The organism is Enterovibrio coralii (assembly GCF_001559595.1).
Lineage (GTDB): Bacteria > Pseudomonadota > Gammaproteobacteria > Enterobacterales > Vibrionaceae > Enterovibrio > Enterovibrio coralii.
Genome location: NZ_LNTY01000030.1, coordinates 21,254 through 33,670 on the forward strand (window position 1 = coordinate 21,254; position 12,417 = coordinate 33,670).

Here is a 12,417-nt window from a genome sequence, read left to right on the forward strand (position 1 = left end):
TTTCTCTCCATTTTCTTCATCCTTTTTCCCCCTGAGCTTTGCTCTCTACACTCTGAATTTCATTTTTTCTCCATCAATTCTGACATCGTCAACCAAACTCTTACACAGCCTTGTCTCTCTCATTACTTCCATTCGTTAAGGTGCTGAAAAACGAGAAAGGAAGGAAAAAGAATGAAAGTGCTACGAACAGGTATTGCTGCCATCTTATCGCTGACGGTGATGACCGCCTGTGCGCTCTCGTCAACACCAGCGCAAGATGCTGCCCTGATCAAAGCAACGTATGACAGCAATCTCTCTGAACTGTCCGCGTATCAGTTGGGTCACTATGGCTTGCGCATGTATCGCCAAACGCAGGATGATGACTATCAAGCCGCGGTTTGGACGGATATGGCACGTATCGCGAGCCGGTTAAATGATTACAGTGCCACCCTTCACTCGAAAGACGAGGTGAAAGCGGAAGGTGAAGCGCGCTTGAAGAGTTACGATTCTGGCGATGGTGAGCGTGATGCGCTTCGTCACAAGGCAGCGCAGGGTAGGGAGGAATACCTCGTTTTAGGCGCTGGCTTGATCAGCAGTATGGCAAGAGCCAATGAGTATGGTCTTAAACATCGAAACGATGCGCACCTGAGAGAAATCTTGTCTTGGTATGACTTTCATGACTACGCGACGAACCCTGAGATGATTCGCGCCTGGGCCGCGCAATTGGCGAATCAGGTCTATTGGCTAAAGCAGTTAGGTGAAGATGACCTTACTCAACAATTTGAATTCGCATTCAAAGCAACGTACCCAGACAAGAACGATCCCATGCTGTCTGTGCAGCAGTACAACAACAAACTCTACGGCATGACACATATTATTTTGGCTGCCTCCGAGTATTACAGAAAGCCGGTCAATGAAGCCGATTTTCAGTGGATTTACGATTATTTCCGACAACACTTCGATACCATCGCGGTGCGCTCTAAGCCGGATGTGATTGCGGAAATTGGCATCACCTTTATGCTCGCAGGGCTTGAAAACGACCCCGTTGCCGCCAAGAGTCAAAGGCTGATTCGAGAGGCCATTGATCGTGAAGAGGGTATGATCCCTTCCGTATCTGGCGGCACGGATATCGCCAAAGGTGAGCATCGAAATGTACTGGCGATTATGCTGCTAGATTGGCACGGGGCAAATGCTACACCAATGGTGAATCAAGAGCCGTCAGTGATTGAATCTGTGCCTTGGGGATTGGTGCCGAAAAACTAACGAAGTAGAAAACTGACGATAAAAAAAAGAGCCATTTCTGGCTCTTTTTTTCGTTTTAGCGGAAACATTTCTCTGCGTGACGTACCAAGCCGGATGTCACTGAACCAAAGTAGTCACCCGCAACAATCGGCACGCCTGGTAGCGTGGTTTCTAGCAATGCTCGCAGGATAGGTGATCGGGCACTGCCGCCCGTCATAAAGATAGCGTCAGGCTTGGTTTCTGCTTGCGCCAACGCTTCATTCACCAGCTCCGCCACTTTGGCTACCGGTGATGCAATGGCGTCAGACAACTGTGCGGTAGAAATACTTGCAGACAAGGCTTCACCTGACAGGGCGATGTTGGCACTGAACTCAGCTTGCTCAGACAACGCAATCTTCGCTTCTTCTGCACTGCGTACAATCTGGTAGCCCAAGGTGTGGCGCTGTACTTTCAGCAAGCGTGCAATCAGATCAGGCTCACTCGCATCACGCATCAATTGCTGCAACACCTGACGGTTAGCCGAGGCATAAAAATCAGATTGCGCAGCCACGTTGTTAATCGCAATAGGGTTCCAGAACTGTGGAATAGGCATGGCGATGCCACGTTGCAGCGTAGAGTTTTTTCCAAAGAGCGGCATTAACTGCTCAAAGGCCAGATGAATATCTAGATCGTTCCCGCCAACACGACAGCCAGAGTGCGCCAGTAGCGACGCTCTGCGATCGTCTTGACCTTGCCAGCTTGGACCCATTTGAATAAGGCTGCAGTCTGTCGTACCACCACCGATATCGACCACCAACACCGTTTTATCGCGGGTTAACGTGCTTTCGTATTCAAGACCTGCCGCAACGGGCTCGAACTGGAACTGAACGTCTTTGAAGCCTGCCCGTTTTGCCGCTGCCAACAAGATAGATTCAGCTTGAATGTTTGCCTTCTCACCGCCAATGCCTTGAAAGTTTACAGGGCGTCCAATTACCGCTTGCAGAATATCTTCCTGCAACTCGGATTCAGCTTGTTGTTTGATGTTCGCCATCATGGCGCAAACCAGATCCTCAAAGAAGCTGATTTGGATATCACGAAGGCCAGTAGCACCCAAGAAAGATTTTGGCGATTTAACGTAGTAGACCTCTTCCGGGTCTTCCAGATAGGTCGAAAGTGCAGAGCGACCAAAGCGCAGATCGCCAGGTTCAACATCAATGCCTTCTTCGCGGTTAAACGAGACGGCACGGCGAAGTAATTGCTCACCGACTGTATCGCTAGGTTTGATGTCAAAGTGTCGCCAGAGGTACTCGCTTACCGCTTCTCGTGTCGGTGCACACAAAGTGGAAGGAATAAAAGGACTTTCGCCTTCCAGTGCTATTAGACGGGGCTTACCGTTCTCTAAAGTCGCCACAGAACAGTTTGCTGTTCCGTAGTCGAAGCCGATAAACATGGCGTATCTCCAGCAAGAAAAAGACCGGACAGTTTACGCAAAACTAAGATCAACACAAGGACGAGTGAAGGGATTAAATCCCGTTCTGAGTGAAAAAATTGTGTTGGTAGGATTGCTAAGTACAAACAAAGGATTACGACTTTAGTCTAATGCCGTCAGAAAACTTTATAGCTTTTGTTGTGAAAACGAGACAGAAAGAGAGCCTTTGCACAGTAAGCTTTATGCAGGCATTGGATGTCGAATGCCATCGTAAATCCTTGAAGTAAGGAGGACGGTATGAAAAGTGCCAAAGAGTTTGCGGCATGGCTGATGAACCGTTTTTCAACCCACGCAGATGTGTACCTTACCCGTAAGGACATTTCTGAGCTGACAAGTCGACAGTCACTTCGTAGCGAGTTTATCCATGACGTGCACTGTGAACTGATGAGCTTTGGACGTGCGCTCGTTGCGGATGTCAAAAATGACCGCTACTACATGGTGGCAGTCAGTGACACTTACTGGAAAGATGTTGGCGACATTTACGCGACAACACCTGTGAGATCAGCGCGTTTTCCTGAGGTTGAACAGCCCAAAACCGACACGGTTAGACCTTTCAAAAAAATACATAACGGTTTCACTCGCTTCTTCTTTATCTCTTCTCTCTTGCCTGTGTGATACAGGCATTTTTTTCGTAAAAAAGGCCGTTTCTCGTTCGTCGTTGCAAGGTAAGTCTGGATGTTCAGGTCTATCTTATTTATGAGACGAAACCTTGAAGAGTGAACGATGAAAGGCCAACGAATTACAAAATCCCAACTTCATAAAGGCTTATACATAAAGCTTCCGTTGCGTTGGCATGAGCACCCTTTTCTGAGAAGTGCTTTCGAGGTTCGCACTGCCGAAGAAGTCGCGTTGATCAAAAAGCTCCCCTTGGACTATTTGCTGTATTTTCCTGAAAAAAGCAGTGAGAAATTGAAAACGGTAGAAGAAGCAGCGAAAGCCAAACAAGTGTCTCCAGAGGTTGAACCAAGCCGCGAGGAAGTCGTGCAACTCTCTGTTGAGCTTCATCAGCAAAAGCAACAGCAAATTAAAGAGATGACAGCCCTTCGCAATCGTCACTCTGAGTGTGAGCAGAAATACAAACAGTCGATCCTCAAGCTTCGTCAAGGTATTGGGGAGATGGGGAGAAACCCTGAACGTGCATGTGCCGAGATAAAAGGCTTGTCGTCTGAGCTATCCGCGATTGCAACGTCGGGCCCCTTGACGATGCATCTGATCGATAAGAAGAACGATAACGACGAGCATTTCACGCACACGCTCAATGTGGCCGTTTTTGCGCTGATGATTGGTAAGATGCGTGGCTATTCTGAAACGGAAATGACCGATCTTTTAATGGGAGCCTTTCTGCATGACATTGGCCTTATCGACATCCATCAGCCAATGGGAGCGGACGGTAAGTTGGCACTGACGTCGGCGGCTAAGCATCGTGAACAGCACACGATCTTTGGTGTACGTATGGTTGAGGACTTTGAGGGTGTTACGCTGAATGTTCTCAACGTTATTCAAAATCACCACGAATATTTTGACGGCAGTGGGTTTCCGAAAGGCTTACAAGGGGACGCGGTCGACGATATGTCACAAATCGTCTCTATCGCGAATATGTATGACGACCTTTGCCAGCCGCAAAAATCTGGAAAAGCCTACCAACCAAGCTCAGCCATTGCGTTGCTCTACAAAAACATGAAAGCGAAATTCCGCCCTGACCTGATGGAGCTTTTCGTGAAAATGATTGGTGTCTACCCACCAGGCTCTATCGTGCTGCTCTCAGATCAAAGTGCCGCCATGGTGCTGTCGAACAACCTTGAATCCCTTTTAAAGCCTAATGTGGTGGTGTATGACGCAATGATACCTCGCGATCAGGCCCCAATATTAGATCTCAGCAACACCGACCTGACCGTCAAGCAGGTGGTGAAGTTGAAATCCGTACCACGACATATCTACGACTACCTTTGCCCTAGCTCCAAGTTCCATTATTTCTTTGATTCTGCAGTGACTTAAGCCTCTCGCTTGTTGGTTTGCAACCTAAGTTTTCCGAAACGATAAATGCTGTCACAGCAACAAGTTAACGGAAATGTCAATTCGTACTCTAAATATTTTCTCGATTTGGGGTTGAATAAAAAACACTGTTCAATAAAATGTCCGCGCTTTATATGTAACTTGGTATCTATTTATGAAACTTATAAAAACTGCACTTGTTTCTGTAGTGCTTTTCGTCATGGGCTGTTCAAGCATTGTTAATGGCTCAACGCAACCGTTGAAAATCAGTGCAACGCCCGATGCGGCGACCATTCGCCTACTAAATAAAAATGGTGATGTGCTAAAAGAGCAAAAAGGACGTTTGGATTACCTAATGAAACGCAGCACGGGCTACTTTGAAGGTGCTGACTACAAACTCGAAATCTCTTATGAAGGCTACCAAACCCAAACTTTGGAGCTGATGTCGACAGCAAGTGGCTGGTACATCGGCGGCAACATCTTCTTTGGTGGCTTGATTGGCTGGTTGATTGTTGACCCGATGACCGGTGGCATGTGGGTGATTGAATCAAGCAACATGCAAGAAACCGATGAAATGAACGTCACGCTACTTAAAAACGCGACGGAAGAGATGATGGAAAAAGCGGTGAAGGTTAACTGAGCTTGCTGATTCTGACCAATGCCACGTCGAACAACGGCGTGGCATTTTAGTATCAATCAAGCTCCAATTTGCTGCATGAGATCTTCGGCTTCTGCCATTAGGCTATGAATACTGGCGTGCAGGGTTGGCTCGTAAGGTACAACGCCAAAGAAATATTCAATCTCTAGTTCATCTGCATGTTGAGCGTTGAAGCTGGTCACTTCATTGTCGAAACGGCACATCACTTCACTGACCTGCTTCTTATTGGCATTGGACAGTAAAATGACAAACTTCCCATCGGCCAGATGCGCAAAGATATCTGATTCTCGAAACGCATTCTCAAGTACTCGCGCAAACCCATACAGCTGTTTTTCGCGGAGCGCGCTGTCAGTTTGCAGTGAGGTTAGGGTCAAGCAAAGAAGCGACGCATTGAGATTGGAACGTTGGCAGACTTGTAACGTTTGCTGAGCAAGTTCAATAAAGCCATTACGGTTTGAAATGCCCGATATCGCGTCAATGCTCTGTGATTCCGCCATGGCGATTTCATTTTCTACCAATTGCCCTAAATCTATGAGGGCCTCTAAATCCTCATCTGTCACGTCTCGCGGTTTATCGTCAATCACGCAAAGGGTGCCAAGTGGTAGGCCGTTTGGTGCCTTAATCGGACAGCCTGCATAAAAGCGAATATTGGGATGCCCTTGGACGAGTGGGTTGTCAGAAAACCGCGCATCCGTTGAGGCGTCGGACACAATAAACGGCTCATCACCTAAAATCGCATGCCCGCAAAATGAAATATCTCTTGGCGTTTCTTTCGCATCTAACCCCTGTGCGGATTTAAACCACTGGCGACCGGAATCCACAAGGCTCACTAATGACATCTCAACGTTGAACAAACGCTTCGCCATGCGAGTGATTCGGTCGAAACGCTCTTCAGGTAGAGTGTCTAGCAGCCCAAATAGCTGGAGGGTGACCAGTCGTTGGCTTTCGTCCTTGTGAGGTGCCGGTGTTTTCATCTAATGAGCGATCCTTGCTGTTTATAGATAGCGTTTAGTAAAAATAGGTAAAAGTGGACATCAAAGGAGTATTTTGTCGTCAAATGTTGATAGTGAGCGCAGTATCAGAAAGCGCGTTTCATTCGTAACATGGACATCGTTCTGTTTCTTTTGGCGGACCTAATACGCGGCTAGACAACAAAGAAAATGAAACTTTTTCTTTTTTTATTCTCGCTTAATATCAATAAGTTGAACTTGAAAGTCGACTTGACAACGGAAAGATCAAAGACATAGACGACATACGGTATTTTTCGTGTATTTGCTTTTCATGGGTCTCTGCTAAATTAGAAATACGACGTGAGTTCTTATTGACTGCCAGCCTTCTTATCCGCAGTGTAAAACGTCGTATCTCATGATCTTTTGGTGTGTTTTCGTCGCGATTTTTCATCTTCCTTGTTCGTCCTTTAAGGGCACGCAGGGCGCCTTCTCTTTTCGAGACACCTACGATCACTACGACTGTTTTTACACAGGAGAGTGTCATGTTGATGACGGAAAAGGTTAAGGCGGTTGTTTTTGAACTGGATGGAACGCTGGTGGATACGGCACCGGACATCCGTTGCGCTGCAGAAGAAATGCTGGCCGATCTCAATTTGCCAAGCCTGAATGCTGAACATGTCAGCGATTGGGTAGGTGATGGGATGGACAGGCTCATCCATCGCATTTTGTCTCGTCAAATTGATGGCAAAGTGCCAGACCCCATTTTCCGCTTAGGCAGCGCACTATTCCTTAAAGCCTACCAACGCCGAGAATACAAAGGCGCAACCTTGTTCGATGGTGTCTTAGAGTGTCTTCGAGAGTTGACGCGTCGCAAGGTGCCGCTTGTCGTCGTGACCAACCAAGCGACATTCGCGGCAAATGAGCTACTGACCGCGTTAGGTATTCGGCACCACTTTACCCATGTTCTGGGTCGCGATGCGATGCAGGAGCCTAAACCTTCACCCGATGGATTGCTCGAAGCGGCGTTGCTGCTAGACGTCAAACCTGATCAGCTTCTTATGGTAGGCGGTAGCGTCAACGACGTTCACGCATCGAGAAATGCAGGGTGTCCGGTCGTTTGCGTCAGCCATGGCTATAACTATGGTGTAGATATTCGCTATGCAGCACCAGACGTGATTATTGACTCGCTCTCTGAACTTGCAGGCTTAATGGATGACAAACCCGCAAATAGGCGCAAGCGAGCATCGAGTCGGAAAAAGCCGAGCGTGTCCAAAACGGAAAAAGAAAAGCGCTAAATGCGCTTTTCTTTATTTATAAGTACTGGACGCCGCGATGTTCGGTGAGAAAGGCTTTATACGCATCAATAAATGCCTTCACGCGTTGCGTCATATGATCGCGCGAGCGAACAATAATATTCATGTCTACGCGCTTAAAGCGATATTCCGAAAGCACTTGAACCAATTTGTGCTCGTTCACAAGCTCTGTTACCTGAAGTTCAGGAAGTAAGGCAATGCCGAGTCCATTTGCGGCGAGCAACCTAGCGATATCCATAGAATCCGAAGTCACTCGCCCAGATATATCGACAGACTTTTCGGTGCCATCTATGTCTATATAAGGCCAATTCTTTTCTGCGTTCGGACAATTTATATTGGCAATACATAAATGATTAGAAAGTTGAGTTGGGGTTTGCGGAATGCCAAATGTGTTTAAATAATCGGGTGATGCATAACAACAGAAATTACATTCAAATATTTTAATGGCAACTAATGATTGGTCTTCGGGCATGATAGGGGAAATCATTAAATCACAATCAGGCATTGATAATAATTGCTTTGGCGTTAGTGTGACCAAATCCAATTGAATATTTGGGTAACGTTTTAAAAAGTCAGTAATAAAACTTTCGCTCAGCCATCTTGCCATAGGGTGCAACAAGCCAAGTCTCAGTTTGCCCTTCACATCCTGCTCATTGTTCCCCAGAGACTCTAAGCCTCTGTCCCAGGCCTGCGTGACTGCGAGGCTTGTCTTAAATATTTTCTTTCCTTGTGGCGTGAGTGATAACTCTCGGTTGCCGCGATGTAAAAGCTTTAGATTGAGTTGTTCTTCAAGCAATTTAATTTTACGACTTAAGGTGGGCTGAGTAACACCGAGTTGGCGTGCTGCTGAAACAAAGCTGCCTTTTTCAGCAACCGTAATAAACATGCGTAAAGAATCTAAATCCATAACCTACTTTTTACCACTAATAACAAGCAAGATACATTTGGGTTGATCTCCATCTCGTTATTCATTTTTTGAAATGGGGTCATTCAATTTTTGCGTCTCATAAAAATAAACCCCATCGAATACCATAAGTCAATTCCAATCTAAAATTAATATAAGAGTCAATAATGAAGACTAAAGCAGTGGCCTCCTTAGTGGCAGGTTTATTTATTGCTCCGGTATATGCGCAAGTGGAATTGCCTAAGCCAGAGTTTTACGGTGCCATTCAAGGGCAATTGACGTGGGAAGACGGCAAAGATCATCAAACCCAGCTTCAAGAAGCATTAGTGGGTCTACACGGTTTTATTCCCGCTGAACATTTCCGCATGCGCTACAAGCTGGCCGCGGAGTATTCAGAGACCAATCCAAATCCCGAAGAGCAGGATGAAATCATTGTCAGCGAAGCAAACCTGCTGTTTGTTTCAAAGCAATTTGGTGGCTTGTATGTCGGGCAAGGCACGACGGGCTCTTGGCAAGATTTGTACAGCAAAGTCGATATCTTCGATTCAACCAACATGAAGCGTGCTGGCGGCAATGAAAGCTTGTTCCGTCAAGGCTATTACGGCACTAACATCCTTGCTTACGCGTCACCAAGTTTTCATAACTTCTCTTTCAAAGTCGCGGCCATGTCTCCTAACGAAACCAACGGCGCAGATATCGATGTGCTGGGTTTGCGTGCGTTGTATAACGCCAAAAACTTTAGCTTGGTATTGAACCGCGCTGAGATGGATGAAAAGCAAGTCGCAACGGGTTATACCCGCTGGGCATTAGCCTCAAGCTACAAAATGGGTAATGCGTATTTGGCGGGTCTTGTTGAGTACAACGAGAAAGATCCGCTCGGCGATAGCTGGGTTTACGCCGTTTCAGGCAAATATACCGCAGACAAAATGTCTTATCGCCTTGGTGCCCAAACCAAGCAATGGGAAGACGATGCGAAGAACGTGGACAAGGAAGACGAAACACTTCTTCTGGCCAACGTTTCCTACCAATTCCACCCGAATGCATCGCTTTACGCAGAAGTGGCGGAGTACCTCGAAGATTCTCAAAACGACAAGATCAATGTCGGTCTTGTTGCCCACTTCTAAGGAGCTGTTATGCGCAAGATAGTGTTGCTGGCAGCCTCAGCGTTATCGTTTGGGGCTCATGCGGGATTAACGGTGTCGGACTGCGTGATCAGAGAGCCTGCGCCGGGTAAGGATATGACGGCGTTGTACCTGAACATTCACTTTGAAAACACCGACGAAATAAAGGCACTTCGTATGCCTGCTAACGAAGATGTGGTTGGTGCGGAAGTGCGCGATTTGGCCAGTATCGTTGAGCTGCACACCACGCAGATGGCTGACGGCGTGATGAAGATGCGTCGTGTACCCAAAATCAAAATTTTGGAAGGCGATAACGCACTAAAGCCTGGTGGCAATCACATCATGCTGAAGGGATTAAAGGCGCAGCCTAAAGCAGGTGATATTTACCCTGTGACGGTGTGGATGACTTACACCGAAGATCTGCAATGTGACGCTGTGGTGAAGAGCAGTGCAGACATTGCAACCGCGCAGGAGACGACCAAGTGAAAAAGCTATTCGCTGAAGCGCGCAATGTAAAGCGCGCCGTGGTCGCTTTGCTGGTTGCAGTGGGCATGGGTTTAGGCTTGTTGTCTGCGTTGCCTGCAACAGAAGTGATGCATGCATTGAGCACCAATGAATTCTGTTCATCGTGTCACACCATGGAGCCAATGGCAGAAACCTTTGCGCAGTCGATTCATGGCGGTAATAACTCGCAAGGCTTTGTCGCGGAATGTGTGGATTGTCACTTGCCAAAGTCTAACGTGGTTGAGGAGCTTTACGTTAAAGGTACGTCGGGCATGCGCCACCTTTGGGGGGAGTATGTGCTGGGGATGGAAAACCTAGACTATCAAGCTCTGCATGAGAAGCGCACTGACTTTGTGTTCGACTCCGGCTGTGAAAGTTGCCACAAACAAATCGAACCACGTGCTGTGGCAGCGACGGAAGCATCTTCCATTGCTGACCAAACGCACCAACTGGCATTCAATCGCAAAGAGACTGACGCCAACTTCCAATGTTCTTCCTGTCACTACGACATTGCTCACCCGGGTCTAAAACGCAACATGCGCCTGAGAGAAGAAAAGCTTCTTGAGACGCTGGCTGCTCTGCAAGAAGGAACAAACTCATGAGCCTGCGCATGAAAACGCTGACTGCTGCCGTTTTGTCGCTGGTGACGTCGTCACCTTTGATGGCCGCGGAAGACATTAATAACGGCTACGAAGACTACACGATTAACCGCACCTTCGAGACCATGTCGCCAAAAGACAAAGCCATCGCAAACCGCATTATTTATGGCTGTTACATGGGGTGTCACCGTCCAGCGCGAGAAGAAGTCACCGAGTCGCTGAGTCCTAAACTTGAAGGTTTTGACCCGCAGTATTTCTATGACCAATGGGTCGATATGGATAACGAGCGCAAAGCGGGTATTTCTTCGCAGATGAAGGAAATCGTTTATCAGTACTCTCCGCATGACATGGCGTCGGTAGCGGTGGTCTTGGGCGAGCGAAAAATGTCCTACAACCCAGAGCCTGAGGTATTGGCAAGCGATGCGTTCAAGCGTGGTAAGGAAAAGTACGACGCATCGTGCAAGATGTGTCATGGCGAGCAAGGTGCCAGCACCAATCCGGCTTACCCGCCCCTGAAAGGTCAGATGCCCGCATACATTTTCGAACAAATGACGGCGTATCGTGACGGCAAACGTACCAACCGCCAAGGGCCGATCATGGCACCGTTTGCGCGTATGCTGAGCGAAGAGGATTACAAAGACATCATCGCGTATGTGTCTGGCAAAGAGTACCGTGCGGTTGAGCGTCGCGAATACATCACGGGTATTGGTATGCCGCCAGTAAAAGACTTTGTTCTGCCGGATACGGGTCAAATCCAGAACTTTACCGACATCAAAGGGGAAGACAGCGATTACCCGCAAAGCCCAATGAGCTACACCATTAGCGAATCTGGCAAAACCGTGTTCGATAACAACACTAAGTTGATGTGGGAACGTGAAAGCTCGCGTATTTGGATGACCGCGGTAGAAGGTCAGGAATACTGTGACAGCTTGGAATTGGACGGTTACACCGACTGGCGTTACCCGTTGATGAAGGAGCTGCAGAGTATTGCGGACATGGGCGAATTCCGTCCTGCCATCAACACCGATGTGTTTGCCAACATGCCGCGTGCGAACTCAGGTATCTGGACCTTCCCAGTCTCTGATCACCCTGACCACGTTTGGCACGTAGGCTTCCCGGATGCGCACATCATGGGTCAGCACACGGCATCCACCAAGCTGGTGCGTTGTGTACGTGCTGACAATGGTGCGGCTTACCACAACATGGATTATGTCGATAACAAAGATGGAACGGTGACGGAGCGCATTACAGACCGTATGTGGCAACAAAACATCGATTACCAACGCCGTAATTGGGAAGACTCGATTCAGTACTGTGAAAACCTGAACTACGCAGGGTACGACGATTGGCGTTTGCCAAACATCAAAGAAGCAGTGTCGATTGTTAACTACAACAAAACCTCACCGTCGATTGATGAAGAGTTTTTCCCGAACACTCCGGTGAAGTATTTCTTCTGGACCAACTCGTCTGATGTAGCGGGACCGACCATCCACATGCGTCCTCTGGGTCTTCGCAAGAAAGATCAGACCCCTGAAATGCTGGATCTTCGCCATACCGGAGATAACGAAGGCTGGGCTCAGGGTTACCTGATTGGTTCAGGTCTTGGCATGACCAAAGACAACCTGTTCTACGCCCGTTGTATCCGTAACCCATAACAATAATGAGTGCCCTCAGGCTAACAATCTGA

The 12,417-nt window shown here is 47.7% G+C and carries 12 protein-coding genes; 9 read left to right on the plus strand and 3 right to left on the minus strand.

The features are described 5' to 3' along the window. Positions 1–171 precede the first annotated feature (171 nt). Positions 172–1,242: a DUF3541 domain-containing protein gene (locus ATN88_RS09495; RefSeq protein WP_067414693.1), complete on the plus strand. Its 1,071-nt coding sequence runs from the start codon at positions 172–174 to the stop codon at positions 1,240–1,242. Between the two features lie 55 nt (positions 1,243–1,297). On the opposite strand, the gene yegD is transcribed toward ATN88_RS09495, so the two are convergent. Next, the gene (gene yegD / locus ATN88_RS09500) at positions 1,298–2,650 is read right to left on the minus strand and encodes a molecular chaperone (protein WP_067414697.1); all 1,353 of its coding nucleotides are present in this window, start codon (positions 2,648–2,650) and stop codon (positions 1,298–1,300) included. 276 nt (positions 2,651–2,926) lie between these two features. On the opposite strand from yegD, the gene ATN88_RS09505 reads away from it, so the two are divergent. The 3 genes from ATN88_RS09505 (at position 2,927) to ATN88_RS09515 (ending at position 5,321) form a co-directional block, all read left to right on the plus strand. Continuing rightward, positions 2,927–3,304, plus strand: coding sequence for a hypothetical protein (locus ATN88_RS09505; RefSeq protein ID WP_232313037.1), 378 nt, complete (start codon positions 2,927–2,929; stop codon positions 3,302–3,304). 108 nt (positions 3,305–3,412) lie between these two features. Continuing rightward, the gene (locus ATN88_RS09510) at positions 3,413–4,684 is read left to right on the plus strand and encodes an HD-GYP domain-containing protein (RefSeq protein WP_067414701.1); all 1,272 of its coding nucleotides are present in this window, start codon (positions 3,413–3,415) and stop codon (positions 4,682–4,684) included. A 172-nt stretch (positions 4,685–4,856) separates the two neighbouring features. Beyond that, on the plus strand, positions 4,857–5,321 hold the full coding sequence (locus ATN88_RS09515) for a hypothetical protein (RefSeq protein WP_067414704.1): 465 nt from the start codon (positions 4,857–4,859) through the stop codon (positions 5,319–5,321). A gap of 56 nt (positions 5,322–5,377) precedes the next feature. Here ATN88_RS09515 and ATN88_RS09520 read toward each other — a convergent pair whose 3' ends face one another. Continuing rightward, positions 5,378–6,313 carry a GAF domain-containing protein gene (locus tag ATN88_RS09520; RefSeq protein WP_067414707.1) on the minus strand — a complete coding sequence of 312 codons (936 nt, stop codon included), beginning with the start codon at positions 6,311–6,313 and terminating at the stop codon, positions 5,378–5,380. 518 nt (positions 6,314–6,831) lie between these two features. Here ATN88_RS09520 and ATN88_RS09525 point away from each other — a divergent pair. Further along, positions 6,832–7,584 carry an HAD-IA family hydrolase gene (locus ATN88_RS09525; protein WP_067414711.1) on the plus strand — a complete coding sequence of 251 codons (753 nt, stop codon included), beginning with the start codon at positions 6,832–6,834 and terminating at the stop codon, positions 7,582–7,584. Positions 7,585–7,600: 16 nt separating this feature from the next. Here the strand turns inward: ATN88_RS09525 and ATN88_RS09530 are convergent, their stop codons facing one another. Then, the gene (locus ATN88_RS09530) at positions 7,601–8,509 is read right to left on the minus strand and encodes a LysR family transcriptional regulator (RefSeq protein ID WP_083539454.1); all 909 of its coding nucleotides are present in this window, start codon (positions 8,507–8,509) and stop codon (positions 7,601–7,603) included. A 164-nt stretch (positions 8,510–8,673) separates the two neighbouring features. Between ATN88_RS09530 and ATN88_RS09535 the strand changes: the two genes are divergently transcribed. The 4 genes from ATN88_RS09535 to ATN88_RS09550 are packed head-to-tail and all read left to right on the plus strand — an operon-like array spanning position 8,674 to position 12,385. After that, positions 8,674–9,630, plus strand: coding sequence for a porin (locus tag ATN88_RS09535; protein WP_067414717.1), 957 nt, complete (start codon positions 8,674–8,676; stop codon positions 9,628–9,630). Positions 9,631–9,639: 9 nt separating this feature from the next. Beyond that, the gene (locus ATN88_RS09540; protein ID WP_067414720.1) at positions 9,640–10,113 is read left to right on the plus strand and encodes a copper chaperone PCu(A)C; all 474 of its coding nucleotides are present in this window, start codon (positions 9,640–9,642) and stop codon (positions 10,111–10,113) included. After that, positions 10,110–10,733, plus strand: coding sequence for a cytochrome c3 family protein (locus tag ATN88_RS09545; RefSeq protein ID WP_067414723.1), 624 nt, complete (start codon positions 10,110–10,112; stop codon positions 10,731–10,733). The genes ATN88_RS09540 and ATN88_RS09545 overlap by 4 nt, the downstream gene beginning before the upstream one ends. Then, a complete protein-coding gene (locus tag ATN88_RS09550; protein ID WP_157490690.1) occupies positions 10,730–12,385 on the plus strand; it encodes an Lcl domain-containing protein in 1,656 nt (551 codons plus the stop codon). The genes ATN88_RS09545 and ATN88_RS09550 overlap by 4 nt, the downstream gene beginning before the upstream one ends. The last annotated feature ends 32 nt before the right edge of the window (positions 12,386–12,417 follow it).

What these genes read in the sequence shown, in the direction of transcription:
- ATN88_RS09495 (WP_067414693.1), top strand. Translation starts at nt 172, where the DNA reads ATGAAAGTGCTACGAACAGGTATTGCTGCCATCTTATCGCTGACGGTG.
- yegD (WP_067414697.1), bottom strand. Translation starts at nt 2,650, where the DNA reads ATGTTTATCGGCTTCGACTACGGAACAGCAAACTGTTCTGTGGCGACT.
- ATN88_RS09505 (WP_232313037.1), top strand. Translation starts at nt 2,927, where the DNA reads ATGAAAAGTGCCAAAGAGTTTGCGGCATGGCTGATGAACCGTTTTTCA.
- ATN88_RS09510 (WP_067414701.1), top strand. Translation starts at nt 3,413, where the DNA reads ATGAAAGGCCAACGAATTACAAAATCCCAACTTCATAAAGGCTTATAC.
- ATN88_RS09515 (WP_067414704.1), top strand. Translation starts at nt 4,857, where the DNA reads ATGAAACTTATAAAAACTGCACTTGTTTCTGTAGTGCTTTTCGTCATG.
- ATN88_RS09520 (WP_067414707.1), bottom strand. Translation starts at nt 6,313, where the DNA reads ATGAAAACACCGGCACCTCACAAGGACGAAAGCCAACGACTGGTCACC.
- ATN88_RS09525 (WP_067414711.1), top strand. Translation starts at nt 6,832, where the DNA reads ATGTTGATGACGGAAAAGGTTAAGGCGGTTGTTTTTGAACTGGATGGA.
- ATN88_RS09530 (WP_083539454.1), bottom strand. Translation starts at nt 8,509, where the DNA reads ATGGATTTAGATTCTTTACGCATGTTTATTACGGTTGCTGAAAAAGGC.
- ATN88_RS09535 (WP_067414717.1), top strand. Translation starts at nt 8,674, where the DNA reads ATGAAGACTAAAGCAGTGGCCTCCTTAGTGGCAGGTTTATTTATTGCT.
- ATN88_RS09540 (WP_067414720.1), top strand. Translation starts at nt 9,640, where the DNA reads ATGCGCAAGATAGTGTTGCTGGCAGCCTCAGCGTTATCGTTTGGGGCT.
- ATN88_RS09550 (WP_157490690.1), top strand. Translation starts at nt 10,730, where the DNA reads ATGAGCCTGCGCATGAAAACGCTGACTGCTGCCGTTTTGTCGCTGGTG.